This window comes from Sphingobium indicum BiD32, from assembly GCF_000382885.1.
In the GTDB taxonomy this organism is placed as follows: Bacteria; Pseudomonadota; Alphaproteobacteria; order Sphingomonadales; family Sphingomonadaceae; genus Sphingobium; species Sphingobium japonicum_C.
The window spans coordinates 1-17,537 of the sequence record NZ_CAVK010000203.1 but is presented as its reverse complement, the minus strand read 5'-3'; the positions used below and the strand labels follow the sequence as shown (position 1 = coordinate 17,537).

The 17,537-nt window shown below is 63.3% G+C and carries 19 protein-coding genes and 1 tRNA gene; 10 read left to right on the top strand and 10 right to left on the bottom strand.

What is annotated here, in order from left to right; genetic code table 11:
• Window positions 1-33: 33 nt before the first annotated feature.
• The 8 genes from EBBID32_RS19090 to EBBID32_RS19060 all read right to left on the bottom strand — a co-directional run bounded on the left by EBBID32_RS19090 (window position 34) and on the right by EBBID32_RS19060 (window position 3,904).
• Window positions 34-489 carry a DUF2285 domain-containing protein gene (locus EBBID32_RS19090; RefSeq protein ID WP_006964012.1) on the bottom strand — a complete coding sequence of 152 codons (456 nt, stop codon included), beginning with the start codon at window positions 487-489 and terminating at the stop codon, window positions 34-36.
• Between the two features lie 118 nt (window positions 490-607).
• Window positions 608-805 (bottom strand): transcriptional regulator domain-containing protein, encoded by a 198-nt coding sequence (locus tag EBBID32_RS19085; RefSeq protein ID WP_006964011.1) that lies wholly within the window; start codon window positions 803-805, stop codon window positions 608-610.
• Window positions 806-942: 137 nt separating this feature from the next.
• Window positions 943-1,206, bottom strand: coding sequence for a DNA -binding domain-containing protein (locus tag EBBID32_RS19080; protein WP_006964009.1), 264 nt, complete (start codon window positions 1,204-1,206; stop codon window positions 943-945).
• Window positions 1,207-1,432: 226 nt separating this feature from the next.
• Window positions 1,433-1,579, bottom strand: a complete 147-nt coding sequence (locus tag EBBID32_RS23745; RefSeq protein ID WP_231382252.1) for a helix-turn-helix domain-containing protein — start codon at window positions 1,577-1,579, stop codon at window positions 1,433-1,435.
• A gap of 165 nt (window positions 1,580-1,744) precedes the next feature.
• Entirely contained in the window at window positions 1,745-2,062 is a 318-nt protein-coding gene (locus EBBID32_RS19070) for a DUF736 domain-containing protein (RefSeq protein ID WP_006964005.1), read from the bottom strand.
• A 380-nt stretch (window positions 2,063-2,442) separates the two neighbouring features.
• Window positions 2,443-2,922: a hypothetical protein gene (locus EBBID32_RS19065; protein ID WP_037491896.1), complete on the bottom strand. Its 480-nt coding sequence runs from the start codon at window positions 2,920-2,922 to the stop codon at window positions 2,443-2,445.
• 105 nt (window positions 2,923-3,027) lie between these two features.
• Window positions 3,028-3,192: a hypothetical protein gene (locus tag EBBID32_RS24660; protein ID WP_006964003.1), complete on the bottom strand. Its 165-nt coding sequence runs from the start codon at window positions 3,190-3,192 to the stop codon at window positions 3,028-3,030.
• Between the two features lie 637 nt (window positions 3,193-3,829).
• Window positions 3,830-3,904, bottom strand: a tRNA-Gly gene (locus EBBID32_RS19060).
• 364 nt (window positions 3,905-4,268) lie between these two features.
• Here EBBID32_RS19060 and paoA point away from each other — a divergent pair.
• From paoA to EBBID32_RS19040, 4 genes are all read left to right on the top strand, one after another.
• On the top strand, window positions 4,269-4,907 hold the full coding sequence (gene paoA / locus EBBID32_RS19055; RefSeq protein ID WP_006963997.1) for an aldehyde dehydrogenase iron-sulfur subunit PaoA: 639 nt from the start codon (window positions 4,269-4,271) through the stop codon (window positions 4,905-4,907).
• On the top strand, window positions 4,904-5,860 hold the full coding sequence (locus EBBID32_RS19050) for an FAD binding domain-containing protein (RefSeq protein ID WP_006963995.1): 957 nt from the start codon (window positions 4,904-4,906) through the stop codon (window positions 5,858-5,860). The genes paoA and EBBID32_RS19050 overlap by 4 nt, the downstream gene beginning before the upstream one ends.
• Window positions 5,857-8,064 carry an aldehyde oxidoreductase molybdenum-binding subunit PaoC gene (gene paoC, locus EBBID32_RS19045; protein ID WP_006963992.1) on the top strand — a complete coding sequence of 736 codons (2,208 nt, stop codon included), beginning with the start codon at window positions 5,857-5,859 and terminating at the stop codon, window positions 8,062-8,064. The genes EBBID32_RS19050 and paoC overlap by 4 nt, the downstream gene beginning before the upstream one ends.
• Before the next feature lie 79 nt (window positions 8,065-8,143).
• On the top strand, window positions 8,144-10,456 hold the full coding sequence (locus EBBID32_RS19040) for a TonB-dependent receptor (RefSeq protein ID WP_006963990.1): 2,313 nt from the start codon (window positions 8,144-8,146) through the stop codon (window positions 10,454-10,456).
• On the opposite strand, the gene EBBID32_RS19035 is transcribed toward EBBID32_RS19040, so the two are convergent.
• Both EBBID32_RS19035 and EBBID32_RS19030 read right to left on the bottom strand, forming a co-directional pair.
• Complete coding sequence (locus EBBID32_RS19035) at window positions 10,440-11,390, bottom strand: quinoprotein relay system zinc metallohydrolase 1 (protein ID WP_006963987.1); 951 nt, start codon at window positions 11,388-11,390, stop codon at window positions 10,440-10,442. The genes EBBID32_RS19040 and EBBID32_RS19035 overlap by 17 nt on opposite strands.
• Window positions 11,387-12,184: a quinoprotein dehydrogenase-associated SoxYZ-like carrier gene (locus EBBID32_RS19030; protein ID WP_006963985.1), complete on the bottom strand. Its 798-nt coding sequence runs from the start codon at window positions 12,182-12,184 to the stop codon at window positions 11,387-11,389. The genes EBBID32_RS19035 and EBBID32_RS19030 overlap by 4 nt, the downstream gene beginning before the upstream one ends.
• Window positions 12,185-12,265: 81 nt before the next feature.
• Between EBBID32_RS19030 and EBBID32_RS19025 the strand changes: the two genes are divergently transcribed.
• The 6 genes from EBBID32_RS19025 to EBBID32_RS19000 all read left to right on the top strand — a co-directional run.
• Window positions 12,266-12,808 carry a rhodanese-like domain-containing protein gene (locus EBBID32_RS19025; protein ID WP_006963983.1) on the top strand — a complete coding sequence of 181 codons (543 nt, stop codon included), beginning with the start codon at window positions 12,266-12,268 and terminating at the stop codon, window positions 12,806-12,808.
• A gap of 78 nt (window positions 12,809-12,886) precedes the next feature.
• Window positions 12,887-13,345 (top strand): pseudoazurin, encoded by a 459-nt coding sequence (locus tag EBBID32_RS19020; RefSeq protein WP_037491893.1) that lies wholly within the window; start codon window positions 12,887-12,889, stop codon window positions 13,343-13,345.
• Between the two features lie 75 nt (window positions 13,346-13,420).
• Window positions 13,421-14,941 (top strand): aldehyde dehydrogenase, encoded by a 1,521-nt coding sequence (gene adh / locus EBBID32_RS19015; RefSeq protein WP_006963979.1) that lies wholly within the window; start codon window positions 13,421-13,423, stop codon window positions 14,939-14,941.
• A 155-nt stretch (window positions 14,942-15,096) separates the two neighbouring features.
• Complete coding sequence (locus tag EBBID32_RS19010) at window positions 15,097-15,447, top strand: DUF779 domain-containing protein (RefSeq protein WP_051093386.1); 351 nt, start codon at window positions 15,097-15,099, stop codon at window positions 15,445-15,447.
• A 64-nt stretch (window positions 15,448-15,511) separates the two neighbouring features.
• Window positions 15,512-16,654, top strand: coding sequence for an FIST N-terminal domain-containing protein (locus EBBID32_RS19005; RefSeq protein ID WP_006963976.1), 1,143 nt, complete (start codon window positions 15,512-15,514; stop codon window positions 16,652-16,654).
• Window positions 16,651-17,537, top strand: an 887-nt coding sequence (locus EBBID32_RS19000; RefSeq protein WP_037491891.1) for a PAS-domain containing protein, incomplete at its 3' end; no start/stop codon positions are given. The genes EBBID32_RS19005 and EBBID32_RS19000, both read left to right, overlap by 4 nt.

The following is a 17,537-nucleotide window of genomic DNA, read 5'->3' as shown; positions in this document are numbered from 1 at the left end:
ACGGACATAAGGCGTGGCTGCCGAATGTCCCGATCAGTGGCCGCTCAACAGGGCGAGATAGCCTCCGTCGCGCATAGCGAGCGCCTGTCGCTGCCAGCGAGCAATCCGTTTGCGCTCGCTCGACGTGTCCCATTCTGCGGCCGAATATCGTCCGGCATCGCGGGCGATAAGTTCGATGGCCAATTCGCGTGTGGTTGCACCGCCGGACAGCGCATCGAGCAACCGAAGCCATTGGACCAGACGCCAGTGCTCTGACGGACCAGGCGCAAGGCAGAACGGGCGCTTCTTCACATGCCCGAGACGGCAATGATCATGAAAATCGGAAACGGCGGCCTTCCGTGTTTCCCAAAATGCGTCGCCCGGAAGAACATAGGCGAGCGGTTCGGTCTCTGTTGTCTCGCCACAAATATTCAGGCGGTGGCGGCGCTTAGCCGTCGATAGGACGAGATGCCGCCCTTCCTCATCGCGGTGCTGGGCCGCGATATTCATGCTCCCGACAATTTCGGCTTGGCTGCAGCCTTCGCAAGGGAAAGGAGCCGGGCGCAAAAGGATGACGCTGGCCGCTGTAGATGGGTGCCAGATGATCGGGAGATGGTGGGCCGGGAGGTCAGGGTCCGCAGCGAAAGACCAACCCCCAGTGCCGGGCAAGACGCCTCAGCGCGAGTGGCGCAGCGTCAACGACCTCAGCATATTGGTCGCGGTATTCAGGATTGCGGCGCAGGAATTCCTGCGCGAAATCCGTGCGGTCATAGTTTTCATACGCTTTGGCGTAATTCTCCGAACGCCAGTCGGGCGGCTTCTCCATCGCACCTCTCCTATGAGGTTTTTTTGGAGTCGAACGATCACGTCGGAGCCGTGACGAGAGAAGTGCTCGAGTCAGTTCCGGGCTCCCCCGCGGCAAGGCACAATCGATTGCGCCAGATTGGTGCTAAATGCCCAGTTTTATTGGGTTCGCGGGACCATCAGGTGTTTGTAGCCGTGTTCCGTCATCCACCTGGCGCGGGCGAGATGGGTATCATAGACCCTTCGCGCGCGATCCGGCTCACTGGCAGGATCGATGGCGAAGATGATCGAAACCACCTCTTCCCATGATGCCTCGTCCTTTTCGGCATCCAGCAGGCGAAGATACGTGACAAGGTGGCGCTCATCATAAGCGCTCAATCGGTCTGACTGCGGTGGTTCATCGGCAAACTCAGGAGCCGACATGGGTCTCTCCTTGTAGCAAAACCTGTTTAGTGACTGCGCCCCAGCAACGTGCGCAGAGAAGCAGGGTGAACTTATCCCCAATCGGGCAGTGCGCTATCCCCAGCACGGGATAATGCCGAGCCCAGATTGCCGGGACAAAACTTTCCCAGAGGCAATGATCTGCCTGTTGTAGTTCAGAAATTGTAAAATTGCTGCTGAGATTCGGTGAATGGCGGTGGGTTTGCGTTCAACGACCGCCAGGTTTTTCGAAAAATCGCACGGGATCGACGGCAAGTTCTTCTGCGAGTCGCTCAATCGTGTCGAGCGTCGGCGAATTGGCTGCGCGTTCGAGAAGGCCGACATAGTTTCGGTTGATTCCGGCACGATGCGCCAATTCCTCCTGCGAAAGCCCACTGGCGTGTCGCAATCGCCTTAAATTCGTCCCAAAAATCTCCCGAAGCCTCATGCTTCGTGGGTCGGCGTAACCCTAATATACTGCCACCCAATATACTAGGGATTCGTCATCGCCCGGAGTGACCCGGGCGATGACTTGGCCGATTCAATGGTCGTTGCGGCGGCTCGGGCGGTTCCAGACCAGATCGTGACTGCCGTCTTCGGCTTCGAACAGCTGGGCGAAAATGGGTGCCATGAAGCTGGGGTCGTCGAGCTTCACCGAGAGGTACGGCCGGTCGTCCTGGGTGTGCTTTTTCCAGGCAGCGCCGATTTCGACTTCGCCGATGAGGACCCGGTGGGTCGGGGCATTGCCGCTGGTGTTTTCTTCCGCGACGATCCTGACCGATTTGGCCTGAAGGGCGAGAGTGACGATCTGGCCCCGGAGTTCACCTGAAACCATCTTGAAGTTGCCGATCTTTGCCATGGGTATTTCCTTTCCGTTGGACGGGACCGCGCCGGTGCGGCCTCGATGCGCGGAAAAGGGTCAGGCAGTGGCAGGCGCCGCAGCGTCAGCCCGCAGCGTTAGCGAAGGACGGTGTGGCCGAGCTTTCTTGTCTCGCGAGGAACGGCGGAACGCCGGGGGAAGAAAGTTCGGCAAGCACCGTTGCGGCAAGCCTGCCAAGCGAAGCGTCTTGCTGACATGGGCGCGGATCGAAAGAGGCCGTACTGGTCGGTTCTGCCGGGAAGGACGCCAGATGCTGATCGAATGCACTGGCTCGGGTGAACGCTGGCCCTGACCCCTCGGTTCAAAATCGGCAAAGCGGAGGACACGACTGGAACACCGGTATTGCCCCCTCACGGCCATCACTCGGCCGACATTGATTGGCCTGTAGAGGCTTGCCCAGCCACGGGACCAGCAAACTGTGAGGTGACGCGCGTATCACGCTCCGACATCGTCACGCTTCGCCATGCCGAGAGGGATGTCGCCATAGCAGCGATGGATCCAAGGATCGCCAGCAGCATGCTGTTGTCCGTTGCTAGTGATCCAAGCGCGTGCGCGGCCTGAAAGCCGGCGAATCCCGCGGGTATGGCAAAGAGGAGCGCGATCCCGGCACGGATCATGGGAGAGCGGACAAAGGCGATGAGGCCCTGTCCAATCAGAAGCGTAGCAATGCCTGCCGACAGTCCGCCCAGGATTGCTCCGAGATGACCAACATCATGGCGGAGCAGCAGGAAAGCGCACGTGAGCCCGGCGTAGACAGGCAGCGCATAGCTGGCGAGGCGGAAGAGCAGCGCGAGCACATAAAGGCCAGCCACGGCCCCGAGGATGAGAAAAATGGTCATAAGCGTCCCTTGTCTGGACGCGCTCGCCACCACCTCCTCAGCGCAATCTGCGGTGCAAGAATAGCACGGCAGGGCACAGGCCGAAAAGGCGAAATGTGCCTGAGGTTAGCGGCTGAAGGGGTCATATTCGCGAACCACCTGTTCGGGGTCACCGTCAAATTCGTCAGCGGGGATGACGAAGTAGCCCTGATTGGTTTCGATGAGCACGATGACCGTCATCAGCGTCCGGGAGAGGTTCCAGCCAAGCGATTGTGCGGTTGCCAGTGGCATGTTGCGGCTCCTGCCTAGGAGCGGGACCACCCCGCTCGACAGTCGCCCCACAGGCCGGGGGCTGGCCGCAATCACCGCAGCAAAGCTGCGGCCGCACGCGCACGCGTAGCGGACCCTTCACGGGTTGATTGAAGGAGGACAGACTTCGCGCCCAGGGATCAGCGGCTAATGCGAGCGAGTGGTTCTGCGGCGGTTCGAGTTATGCCAATTGCGCCAGTCAGATTCCGACGGTGACATATTCTTCAGGTATCCGCCGTTGACGGCCAGTTTCTCAAGATCGGTCAGGCACTACGCGGCCGACAATATCGATATGTGCGACCTCGGCGATCCGCGAAAGAGTTTACCTTGCGCTGTTCTGGCGCAGCACGCTGCCCCTCGGCCAAGGCGCCCGACTGCTAGCAGCGAGATGAGCCGTTTCACGCCACACGTTAGGCGCAAGTTCGGGCGACATCGATCGACAATCTAGGTGCAAAAAGTGGGCTCAAAATTCACGAGCTACGACCGGCTTTCCCCACGACGCCCCAACCTGTACCAAAATTGGAGACAATATGGAGACAATGGGGGTCTCGGCGAGGCATTGTCTCCAGAATTTCAAGGGTCGCCGGTCGGCGAAATCGTTGATTTTCTGGGAGAAAACTGGAGCGGGCGAAGGGATTCGAACCCTCGACCCCAACCTTGGCAAGGTTGTGCTCTACCCCTGAGCTACGCCCGCTCGGCGCTTGATGGAGACGCTGTCCCCGTCGGGTGAGGCGGGCAACTAGCAGCGCTTTTCAGGATGGGCAAGGGGAGAATTGGCAAGACCATCAAATTCCTTGCCGCACCTGCAAAGATGACGACTTTACCGGGCTTTTCGCCTGCCGCTCCACAGGGCCATGGCTGCCGCGCGCGCGCCAAACCGCTCTTTCGGTCCCGCCAGACGATTCGCATCGTCCAAAAACCCATCTGAGTGGCATTTCGCAACTTTGCCTGGGCGGTCATTCTGTTAATTTGACGGTCCGACCCCATATTTTCCACCAAGCGGCGGATCGTTTGTCGCATCCCTTCGTATGACAGACCGAACAGGAGGAAGCACCGCCATGCCGTCCGATCAACTCACGCGCCGCTCCCTGCTGCAGGGGAGCGCAGTAATCGCCGCAGCGGCACCCGCTCTTGCGCCGGCAGGTGCCGCTGCCGCAGCCCGGTCGAAAGCCAAGGAAGGAACCGGGATGATCCCCGTGGAATTGACCGTGAACGGGCGCGAGGTGCATCTGCAACTTGACCCGCGCACCACCCTGCTCGACGCGCTGCGCGAGCATCTGCACCTGACCGGGACCAAGAAAGGCTGCGATCAGGGCCAGTGCGGTGCCTGTACCGTCATTGTCGAGGGACGGCGGATCAACAGTTGCCTGACGCTTGCGGTGATGCATGATGGCGACAAGGTGACGACGATCGAGGGGCTGGGCACGCCCGACGCGCTGCACCCGATGCAGCGCGCCTTCATCACCCATGATGGCTATCAGTGCGGCTATTGCACGCCGGGACAGATCTGCTCGGCGGTCGCGGTGCTGGAGGAGATTGCAGCGGGTATCCCCAGCCATGTGACCGGCGATCTTAACCAGGTCGCCCTGTCCGACCATGAATTGCGTGAGCGGATGAGCGGCAATATCTGCCGCTGCGCCGCCTATCCCAACATCATCGCCGCTATGAATGATGTGGCCGGGGAGACAAAGGCATGAAACCCTTTACCTATAGCCGTGCGACCAGTGTCGCGGACGCCGCCAAAGCCGCAGCATCGATGCAGGGTGCCCGTTTCATTGCGGGCGGCACGAACCTGCTCGACCTGATGAAACTCCAGATCGAGACGCCGACCCATCTGATCGACGTCAATCATCTTGGCCTCGACCGGATTGAGCCGACGCCCGACGGTGGCCTGCGCATTGGCGCGCTGGTCCGCAATACCGATCTGGCCGCCGACAAGGTCGTGCGCCGTGACTATGGCGTGCTGAGCCGCGCGTTGCTGGCCGGCGCATCGGGGCAGTTGCGTAACAAGGCGACGACGGCGGGCAATCTGCTCCAGCGTACCCGCTGCCCCTATTTTTACGACACCAACATGCCGTGCAACAAACGCAAACCCGGCAGCGGCTGCGGGGCGATCGGTGGGATCAGTCGCAGCCTGGCGATATTGGGGGTGAGCGACGCCTGCATCGCCCAGCATCCCAGCGATATGGCGGTGGCGATGCGATTGCTCGACGCCCAGGTCGACACCGTCGGCGCGGACGGCGTGGCGCGCGCCATACCGATCGCTGATTTTCATATGTTGCCCGGTGATACGCCTCATGTCGAAACCGTGCTGAAAAGCGGCGAGATCATTACCTCGGTCACTCTTCCCCGGCCGATAGATGGCACCCATGTCTATCGTAAAGTGCGCGACCGCGCGTCCTACGCCTTCGCACTGGTTTCGGTGGCAGCGGTTTTCGACAGGAATGGCGGCGGGCGCTTCGCCTTTGGCGGGATTGGCGCAAAGCCGTGGCGGACGCCAGCGGCCGATGCTGCCGCGTCCTCCGGGGCCAAGGCCGTAGCGGAGGCGGCGCTTAGCGGCGCGCGCACCACCCATCATAATGAGTTCAAAAAGACGCTGGTCGAACGGACATTGGCGTCGCTCTATCGACAGAAGGAGGCCCGGTCGTGAAGTTCGATACGCCCGCCACCACCAATCCCATCGACAAGGGGCGCGTCGTCGGCGTTGCCCATGACCGTATCGACGGCCCGGCCAAGGTTACGGGCAGCGCACCCTATGCCTATGAACGGCATGATGCCGCACCCAATGCGGCCTATGGCTGGATCGTCGGGTCAGCGATTGCAAAGGGAACGATCGCAGCCATGGACCTGCGCGCGGCCGAAGCGGCCCCCGGCGTGCTGGGGATCGTCACCCACGCCAATGGCGGGAAACTGGGCAAGGGCGATTATAATACCGCCCGGCTGCTGGGAGGCCCGGCGATCATGCATTATGATCAGGCGCTGGCGCTGGTCATCGCCGATACATTTGAAAATGCGCGTGCCGCCGCCAAGCTGGTGCGGATCGATTATGCGCCACAGGACGGCAAGTTCGACTTGGCCGCCGAACAGGGCAATGCCGTCAAACCGCCAGATGGTGGCTTCAGCGGAACGGCCGACAGCGCGGTCGGCGATTTCGACGGTGCTTTTGCCAGGTCCGCCGTCAGGATCGACCAGCGCTATACCACCCCTGATCATAGCCATGCGATGCTGGAGCCACATGCTACCACGGCGGCGTGGAACGGCGACAAGCTGACGCTATGGACCGCCAACCAGATGATCGCCTGGAGCGTGGGGGAGGTCGCCAAGACGCTGGGCATCCCCAAGGCCAATATCCGCCTCGTTTCACCCTATATTGGTGGAGGTTTTGGGGCCAAGCTGTTCCTGCGCGCCGACGCGCTGCTCGCGGCATTGGGGGCAAGGCAAATCGGGCGACCGGTCAAGGTCGCCATCGCCCGCAACCAGATCCCCAACAACACCACCCATCGCCCCGCGACGATCCAGCGCATCCGCATCGGCGCGGACAAGAATGGAGTGATCGACGCCATCGGCCATGAAGTCTGGTCAGGCGACCTGCCGGGCGGCGGCACGGAGACGGCGGCGATGCAGACGCGACTGCTCTATGGCGGCGCAAATCGCATGACCGCGCATCGCCTCGCCACGCTCGACTTGCCGGAGGGCAATGCCATGCGCGCACCCGGCGAGGCGGTCGGCCTGCTCGCGCTGGAAATCGCAATGGATGAGTTGGCGGAAGCCTGTGGCGTCGATCCGGTCGAGCTGCGTATCCGCAACGATGTGCAATATGATCCCGAAGCCGGGACGCAGCGTCCCTATTCCAGCCGCAAGCTGGTGGAGTGTTTGCGTGCAGGGGCAGGCCGGTTTGGGTGGAGCAAGCGTAATCCCAGGCCGGGCAAGGTCCGTGATGGCCGCTGGCTGGTCGGCATGGGGGTAGCGAGCGCTTTCCGCAACAATCTGGTCGGTAAATCGGGCGCACGGATCGGCGTGGATGGCACGGGCAAGGTCATTGTCGAAACCGACATGACCGACATCGGCACCGGCAGCTATACGATTATCGGCCAGACCGCAGCGGAAATGCTGGGGGTGTCGCTGGACGACGTCATCGTGCGGCTGGGCGACAGCCGCTTCCCCGCATCGGCTGGCTCTGGCGGCCAATGGGGCGCGAACAGTTCGACTGCGGGCGTCTATGCCGCCGCCATCGCGTTGCGGGCGAAGCTGGCGGAGAAAGCTGGCTATCCGCTCGATCAGGCGCAATTCGACGATGGGCTGGTGAAGCTGGGCAACCAGTCGCAGACTCTGGCTGCGTTGGCCGGTCGCGAGGGAATGTGGGCGGAGGACAGCATCGAATTTGGCGATCTCGACAAACGCTATGTCCAGGCGAGTTTTGGCGCGCATTTCTGCGAGGTTGGGGTAGATATCGACACCGCCGAGGTCCGCATACGCCGCATGGGCGGAGCGTTCGCCGCGGGACGCATCCTCAACCCCAAGTCGGCGCGCAGCCAGGTGATCGGCGCGATGACGATGGGAGCGGGAGCGGCACTGATGGAGGCGCTGGAGGTCGACACGCGCTTTGGCCTCTTCATCAATCATGACATGGCCGAATATGCAGTGCCGGTGCATGCCGACATACCGGAGCAGGACGTGTTGTTCATCGACGAGCTGGATGACAAAAGTTCGCCGATGAAGGCCAAAGGCGTGGGCGAGTTGGGCATTTGCGGTGCGGGTGCGGCGGTCGCCAATGCGATCTACAACGCCACCGGCCTGCGGCTGCGCGACTATCCACTGACCATCGACAAGCTGTTGAAAGCGCAGATGAGCTGACGCGCAACCGACCCAAGGTCTAATGGAGCGCCATCCGCCCACCCCCTAGCCTTCCTTCCAAACATATAGGGAGGACGGCATGAAGGGCATCACGGCGCTGCTGGCAACCAGCGCGATGGCGCTTTGCGGCGGCGTCGCGTGGGCGGACGAGACAGAGGCAGCGCGGCAACCGATCATCGTCACCGCGCCGGGCGGCGGCATAGACAGCGACGATGGCCTGTCGCTGTCCGCTGCCGACATTGACAAAGCGGGCAGTCCCGATCTGCTCGGCGCGCTGGTCCGCAACTTTGCGGGCGTCACCTTGCAGGATGCGCAGAACAATCCGTGGCAGCCCAATCTGGTTTATCGCGGCTTCGTAGCCTCGCCGCTTCAGGGGCAGGCGCAGGGCATTGCGGTCTATCTGGACGGCGCGCGCTTCAACCAGCCCTTTGGCGACACGATGCAGTTCGACCTGCTGCCCGAAGCGGCGATTGCGCGGATCAGCCTGCTCGACAAGAGTGCGGTTTATGGTCTCAATGCGCTGGGCGGGGCGTTGCTGATCGACACCAGGACCGGCTTGAGCGATCCGGGGCTGGAGACCAGCCTGTCACATGGCCGGTTCGGCATGACCGAAGCCAGCATCGCGGCGGGCGGGACAAAAGGCGATTTCAACGCCTTTGCCGCCTTCCAATATACGCGCGACGATGGCTGGCGCGCCTTTTCGCCATCGACCCTGTATAATGGCTATCTGGACCTGGGCTTCGACACTGCCAGTGGAGGCCTGCACCTGAAACTGGTGGGAGCCGATACCGACCTGACCGGCAATGGCGTATCGCCGGTGGAACTGCTCGCCGCCGACCGGCGCGCGGTGTTCACCTGGCCCGACAATAGTGCCAGCCGCTATGGCCGGGTCAGCCTGCACCCCTGGGTGTCGCTGTCGGACACGACCAGGATCGAAGGGACGCTCTATGCCCAGAAGCTGACGCTACGCAGCGTCAATGGCGACGCCGCCGACATTGAAGGCTGCGAGGCCGAGGAGGAGGAGGCTGGGCTGCTGTGCCTGGAAACCGTAGGCGACGATGAGGGAGAGGAAGAACAGGCGGTCCTGACCGATGCCAGCGGCAACGCGATTACCGACACGCTGGGCGGTGAAGGCTATGGCGTGCTCAATCGCGGGCGCACCGCGACGCGGGCGATGGGCGCTCTGGTCCAGTTGATCGATCAGCGCCATCTGGGTGCGGGCGACAATCATCTGGCGCTGGGGTTCAGTTATGATAGCAGCCGTACCCGGTTCGACACGTCCACCGAACTGGGCGCGATGACCGACGAACGCAGCGTTGAAGGGCTGGGACCGGTCATCATCCAGCCTGATGGCGCGATAGCCCCGGTCGGGCTGGTCGCCCATACCGACTATTGGGGCATATTCGTACAGGACCGGCTGCCGATCACCGCGCGCCTGTCCGCTGAGATCGCACTGCGGTACAATCATGCCCGGATCGTAATGCTGGACCAGATCGGCACCGCACTCAACGGACGGCACAGGTTCGAGCGGGTCAATCCCGGCATCGAGTTAGACTATCGACTGTCCGATGCACTGGTGCTGCGCGCAGGCTATGCGCAAAGCAACCGCGTGCCGACCCCGGCCGAACTGTCCTGCGCCGACGAAAATGCGCCGTGCAGCCTGACCAATTTCTTCGTCGCCGATCCACCGTTGAAGCAGGTGATCGCCAAAAGCTGGGAAGCGGGCGCGAAGGGCAAGGCGCAGCTTGGCGGATTTGCAATCGACTGGCTGGTGTCGGCCTGGCGCACGGACAATCGCAATGACATTCAATATATCGCGTCGGAAATCCGGGGACGCGCCTATTTCCGCAATATCGGCAGCACCAGGCGGCAAGGGGTAGAGGCCACGCTGCGCGCGAACCGGGGCGGCCTGAGCGCGGGCCTGAGCTATGCCTTTACCGACGCGACCTATCGCGCGCCGCTCAGCCTTTCCAGCCCGGCCAATCCGACATCGGACGAGGAAGGTTTGATCGCCGTCGCGCGCGGCGACCGCCTGCCCGGTATCGCCCGTCACAGCGCGACGCTGAATCTGGACTATGCCGGGAAAGGCTGGTCGGTGGGCGGCGACATCATCGCCCGGTCCGGCCAGTATCTGGTCGGCGACGAGGGCAATGACACGCCGCGCCTCGCTGGCTATGCCATCGTCAACCTGCGCGCGGGCGTGGATGTGGTGCGCGGTGTCACCCTGTTCGGCGAGGTCCGCAATGCCCTTGGCAAACGCTACGCGACCTTTGGCACATTCAGCGAGGTCGATGAAATCGAACTGGAGGAGGCGCCGGGCGCGTCCAATCCGCGCGCTTATGGGCCGGGCGCACCGCGCCGCTGGCAGGTGGGGATCAGGGCACGCTTCTGATCTCGATGCGCGGCAACAGCGCAGCTTCGAGCGCCGGATAGAGGTGCGCGACGCTGCGCTGCACTTCGTAGCGGGCAGCAGCCATGCGGGTGAAACGGGTGGGAATTGGCAGGTCGCCTGCCTCTACCATGTCGAGACCATCCCGCACCGCCCGCATCAGCGCGCGCTCCAGCCATTCGATCCAGTCGCGCGTCTGGGCGATGGCCGCGATACCGGTCGGATCGAGCGGCCCGTGGCCGGGCAGGACGCCGCCATGGGGCAGCGCCCGCAACTGATCGAGACTGACGCGCCACATCGCAAGGTCCGCAGTCGGCGTGCTTGGCGCGCGATCGTGAAACACCAGATCCCCACCTAGCAGCAGCCCGCTCCGCTCGTCCAGCAATGCCAGATCGGCGCTGCTATGACCCGAGAGCGTGAGCAGACGTAGGGACCGTCCGCCAAAATCCTCCTGCGCCGTCATGATCGCCCGCCCCGGCAGGATCAGGTCGGTGCCGCGCATCCAGTCGCCCAGCAGCCGATACATGCCGTCGGCATAGCCCTGCCCCTGCGCCGCCAATACGGCGATCGTGCCGGGTAGCGCGGCGACGATAGCGGGGTCGAAGGCGGCCAGCCCCATGCCATGATCGGGATGGAGATGGCTGACATAGACCCGCAATATGCGCGTCCCGGTCAGTTGTTCGGCCGCCTGCCGCAGGGCGCGGGCATAACGAAGCGAGGGACCACATTCCCACAACACGGTCCCGGCGGGCGTCGCGATGATCGCGATATTGGCGATCGCCCCGCCATTGCGGATTTCGATCGGCTCGTCCGCGCCGCGCACCATCCAGATGCCATCGCCGACTGCCACCGGTGCGATGGTGTAATCGGCCGCGCGCGCTGGCATCACCGCCACGCTCGCCATCCCGCCCAACATGGCGCGGCGTGACAGCATCATCGTCCGCCCGGCATGGGCGACTGGCGTGCCAGCGTCAGCGCGGCCCGATAGTCGCGTCCGTTGGTGTCGCGCGCCGCGACGCGCAACGCCGCGTCCGCGCCGCCATCGACCATCAGCGTGATCGCCGGATCTTCCGCCACCGATGCCCAGATATCCATGTCCCCCAGCAGACGGCCATCCGCGTCGGTCACCGACAAGGCCTCCAGATGATAGGTGGCGATATTTTCAACGAGGCCGGTATCCATCGGATGGCGGAAGCTCAGCCGCACCCGGTTTTGGCCGCTCGCCATCGGCCAGACTTCGCCGCGTATCTCGCCCAGATGATCGGCCCAGTCACCCTTGACCCGACTGACAGGCGGCGCGGAACAGCCGCCACCCGCTGCATCGACCCAGCCGCCCGACACCAGCCATTCCCCGCTGTCCAGTTGCACCGCGCCGCGCACCGGGGTGCGCTGATCGAGTTTGATGCGGGTCGCGAAATAGGGCGCGGCATGGACCGGGCGATAGTCGATCGCGACGGGAATGGGATTAAGGTCCGCCAGCAGGATCATGCGCCTGACGCCCGTTATGCCGCGCGCATCGATCACGACCGGAAAGGCGCGCTGGTTTTCCGCGACCATCGGGAAGGAGACGATCACGCGCGGATCGAACCGCACTGGATCATCGCCGAACTGGGTGCGGGCATGGGCAGTCCACATGGGCGACCCGAGCGGATCGGCAGGCGGCATGGCCCCGACACTGGCAGGCGCCAGCATCAGCATGAGTGCGACCCAAAGGCTCTTTGGCCTGCGCATGTCCTTCTCCCTTATGACAGGGTCTAATCCCGCGCGCGACACGCTACCATTGGCCCTTGGGTCATGCGCCGGGAGAGGATCATGCGACATTTCATCATCCCTGCCCTGCTGCTGGCGTCACCCGCCCCGGCGCAGGGGCCATTGTTCGATGCCGATGGTTATCGCATCGCACATTATCGCGCGCCGGTACGACAGCCACCCGCCGGAGTCGGGCGGATCGCACCAGCGGCAGCGGCGCAGTTGGTGCCTGACCGGGATGCGATCTTCATCGACGTCCTGCCGACGCAGGGTGGCCATCGCGAACCGGGCGGCCGCTGGCGACTGGCTTCACCGCACGAATCCATACCCGGCGCGCACTGGTTCCCCGAAGCGGGGCGCGGTCAGCCCGACCCTGCCATCGCGCAAGGCTTTGCAAGGGGCCTGGCCCGGCTGACGCGGGGACAGCGCAGCAGGATGCTCATCCTCTTCTGCCGTGCAGATTGCTGGATGGGTTGGAACGCGACCAAAAGGCTGCGTGCGATGGGCTATGCGAACATCTGGTGGCTGGCCGAGGGGACCGACGGATGGCGCGACCTTGGCCTGCCGCTCGCACCGGTCCAGCCCGACGGCGGCATCACCCCATAGGACCAAAGGCCCATTGTGCGCAGGCGCGATCCGGTCGCACTCTTGGCGCAATCTGGCGGCCATGAGCCGTGCGATTCCATGGAGAGTGATGTGATCGACCTGCGCCTGTCAGGTGGCCTTGCCGCCGCCGCCCTGCTCCTTTCGCCGCTGCCCGCCGCAGCGAAGGATATTGTCATCCATATGAAGAATCAGGGTGCCGATGGGGCGATGGTGTTCGAGCCGTCCTTCGTAAAGGCCGCGCCGGGCGACACGATTCGCTTCAAGCCGAGCGACCCCAGCCATAATGCCGAAACCATGGCAAATATGCTGCCTGCAGGCGCGACGCCGGTGAAGGGCGCGATGAACAAGGAGATGGTGCTGACCGTCGCCAAGCCCGGTCTCTATGGCATCAAATGTATGCCTCATTATTCGATGGGCATGGTCGCGCTGGTCCAGGTGGGCAAGGTGTCCGCCGCCGAGCTGACGGCGGCCAAAGCGGCCAAGCTGCCGCCCTTCGCCGCCAAGCGCATGACGGCGGCCCTCGCGAAAGTGAAATAGACCCAAGGTGCAATGGCCCGGCCCCGGTCGCCGCGCCATCCTTTCAGCCAATTCAGACACTATAGGAGTAGGACAATGCTGCAACAGGCGATGGAGCGGTTCACCGGCAAGACGCTGATCCGTGATCAATATGACAATTATATCGGCGGCCAGTGGGTCGCGCCGGTCAAGGGCGGCTATTTCGATAATATCTCGCCCGTGACGGGCCAGGTCGTGGGCAGCATCGCGCGCGGCACTGCCGAGGATATCGAACTGGCGCTGGACGCCGCGCATAAGGCGAAGGATGCGTGGGGCAAGACATCCTCGACCGACCGGTCCAACATCCTGCTGAAAATTGCCGACCGGATGGAGGCGAACCTCGACCTGATCGCGATGGCCGAAACGATCGACAATGGCAAGCCGATCCGCGAGACGACCCATGCCGACATTCCGCTCGCCATCGATCATTTCCGCTATTTCGCCGGCTGCGTCCGCGCACAGGAAGGGTCGATCAGCGAGATCGACCATGACACGATCGCCTATCATTTCCACGAGCCGCTGGGCGTGGTCGGCCAGATCATCCCGTGGAATTTCCCGATCCTGATGGCCGTGTGGAAACTCGCCCCGGCGCTGGCGGCGGGTAATTGCATCGTGCTGAAGCCCGCCGAACAGACGCCGATGTCGATCCTGGTGCTGCTCGAAGTCATCGGCGACCTGCTGCCGCCTGGCGTGCTGAACGTCGTCAACGGCTTTGGCGTGGAGGCGGGCAAGCCGCTCGCCAGTAACAAGCGGATCAGCAAGATCGCCTTTACCGGCGAAACCACGACCGGCCGCCTGATCATGCAATATGCGTCGGAAAATCTGATTCCCGTCACGCTGGAGCTGGGCGGCAAGTCGCCCAATATCTTCTTTGCCGACGTGATGGATGCGGATGATGATTATTTCGACAAATGTCTGGAAGGCTTTGCGATGTTCGCGCTCAACCAGGGCGAGGTCTGCACCTGTCCCAGCCGGGCGCTCATTCAGGAATCGATCTACGAGAAATTCATCGAGCGTGCCATCGCACGGGTGAAGGCGATCAGGCAGGGCAGCCCGCTCGATCCGGCCACCATGATCGGTGCGCAGGCGTCGAACGACCAGCTGGAAAAAATTCTCTCCTATATCGAGATCGGTCTGGCCGAAGGGGCGGAACTGCTGACCGGCGGCGCGCGCGCTCATCTGGATGGCGAACTGAGCGAAGGCTATTATGTCACGCCGACTGTCCTGAAGGGCCACAACAGGATGCGCATCTTTCAGGAGGAGATTTTCGGCCCGGTGCTGGCCGTCACCACCTTCAAGGATGAAGCCGAGGCGCTCGCCATCGCCAATGACACGCTCTATGGGCTGGGTGCGGGCGTGTGGACCCGCGACGGTAGCCGCGCCTATCGCATGGGCCGGGGTATTCACGCCGGTCGCGTCTGGACCAACTGCTATCATGCCTATCCCGCCCATGCGGCATTTGGTGGCTTCAAACAGTCGGGCATCGGCCGTGAAAACCACAAGATGATGCTGGACCATTATCAGCAGACCAAGAATCTGCTGGTGAGCTACAGCCCCAAGGCGCTCGGATTTTTCTAAAGGGTCGCACCGAAGGCGCTTGCCTCTCCCCTTCGAGCGCCTTCGTCCCCGGCGGGCGTCCTTCCGGGACGTCCGCCATATTTTTGAAGGAAGGCCTGGCTGTGACAACCCCGCTTCCGCCCCGCATCTTAGCGACCGACGCAGCGCAAGCGCTGATGGTACAACTGGCTGCGAAGCACGGCCCGCTGATGTTCCACCAGTCGGGCGGCTGTTGCGACGGTTCCGCGCCGATGTGCTTTCCGCGCGGCGAGTTCAGGATAGGCGCGCAGGATGTCCTGTTGGGCTACATCGCGGGCGACGTGCCGGTGTGGATCGGCGCAGCCCAGTTCGACTATTGGCGTCATACCCAGGTGACGATCGACATGGTGCCGGGGCGCGGGGCGGGCATGTCGCTGGAAAGTCCGGAAGGGGTGCGCTTCATCGTCCGGTCGCGCATCTTTACCGACAGGGAAAATGCCCTGCTGGAGGCGGCAGGCGATCCGCCAAGGGGCGACGCCATCGCCTGACGTGACAAATGCGCAGCACAGTGCATAACCCCTGAAAAAGGGGGATGCGATGGGAGAGAGCAAGATGAGCATGGAGGCGGCGGATATAGTCTTTGCGTCGAGCCACATGCCTGATCCGGCCGACGCGATGGCGCAGGTCGCCACTGCGCTCGGCGATGTGACGCTGGCCGGGATGCTGCTCTTCTGCTCACACCGTTTCGATCGCGACGCGCTCGCCCGTGCGGTCAACCGCCATGGCGAGCAACTCGTCGCCATAGGCTGCACCAGTTCGGGTGAGTTGACCGAGGCGGGCTATGACGAGGATAGTTTGAGCGTCATCGGCTTTCCTGCCGCCAGCTTCCATATGGTGTCCCATTGTTTCGACGATATCGACGCCTTCGACCCCGTTGCTGCGCGGGAAGCCGTCCGGGCGCTCGCCGCGGTGGCCGAGCGCGACAGCCGCCATCTGGGCGATCGGGTCAATCATGTCGCGCTGTTCCTGGTCGATGGCCTGTCGCATCGTGAGGAATTGCTGACGATGACGATCCAGGATGCACTGGGCGACGTGCCGCTGATCGGCGGATCGTCGGGCGACGGGCTGGATTTCCGCGAAACGGCGATCTTCCATGGCGGCCGCTTCCACCATCGCGCGGCCGTGATCGCCATCCTCTCTACCCCCCGGCCGCTCCATGTGTTCAAGGGGCAGCATTACCGCCCCGGCGCGGCCAAGATGGTCGTGACCGGTGCAATCCCGCAAGACCGTGTCGTCACCGAAATCAACGCCGAACCCGCCGCGCAGGAATATCTGCGGCTGGCGGGTCATGCAGGCGAAGCGCTGGGCCTGGCATTCTACGCCGCCCATCCACCGATGGTGCGCGCTGGTGGCGACTATCATGTCCGGTCGATCCAGAGTGCCAACCCGGATGGCAGCCTGACCTTCTATTGCGCGATTGACGAAGGCATCGTGCTGACGGTGGGCGAGCCGGTGGACCGGATCGCGGGGATGGAGGCGATGTTCGTCGACATCGCCGCCCATGTCGGCGCGGTCGACCGGATCATCGCGTTCGACTGCGTCCTCAACCGCATCGATGCCGAACAGCGGCAGATCAGCCGCGCCGTGTCCGAACTGTACGGTCGCCACCGCGTCATCGGCTTCAACACCTATGGCGAGCAATATCATGCGTTGCACGTCAACCAGACCTTCAGCGGGCTTGCGATCGGCCGATGAGCACGCAGGCTGATCCCGACAGCGAGCTGGACAGGTTGCGCGAAGAAAATCGCAAGTTGCGCAAGATCAATGCCGCGCTGATCGACCGGGTCGAACGGTCGAGCGACATGGCCGGCAATGCCTTTTCGATGTTCGAGACCGCGATCACGCTGGAAGCGATGGTACGCGAGCGGACCGGGGAACTGGAGGATGCGCTGGGCCGCCTCGCCATCGCCAATGCCGATTTGGCGCAGGCCCATGCCAGCGCCGACGCGGCGCAGACCCGGCTGCGCGACGCGATCGATTCGATCAATGAAGGCTTCGTCCTGTTCGATGCCGAGGACCGGCTGGTCCTGTTCAACGAGGCCTATCTGGGTTTCTGGCCCGAAATCGCCGATCAGGTTCGCGAAGGCCTGCCCTTTGACGAGATCGCCCGGCTGGCCGCTGCGCATCATCGCACGCCCGGATCACTGGTCGCGCCCGACCGCTGGGTATCTGACAGGCTAGCGCGCCACAGCGTCGCCGATGGCGGTCATGTCCAGGCGCTGTCGGACGGGCGCTGGGTCCAGATCAACGAACTGCGCACCAGCGAAGGCGGCATCGTCGGCATCTATACCGACATTACCGAGGTGAAGGCGCAGGATGCGCGCAACCGGGCGCTGGAACTGGCCGAACGCAACCTGATCCTCCAGTCGACGCTCGACAATCTATCCGAAGGCGTCTGCCTGTTCGACGCGCAGGGCCGGGTCGCGGCGTGGAACGAGGCGCTCCAGCATCTGCTCGACCTGCCGGGCGACTGGGCGCAGGAGGGCGGTAGCCATGGCGCGCTGGTGCGCTGGTGCCGCGATCGGCTGGGCATGGCCGATGGCGGCTGCCTCGATTGGCGGGGCGACCGGCCGGGCGG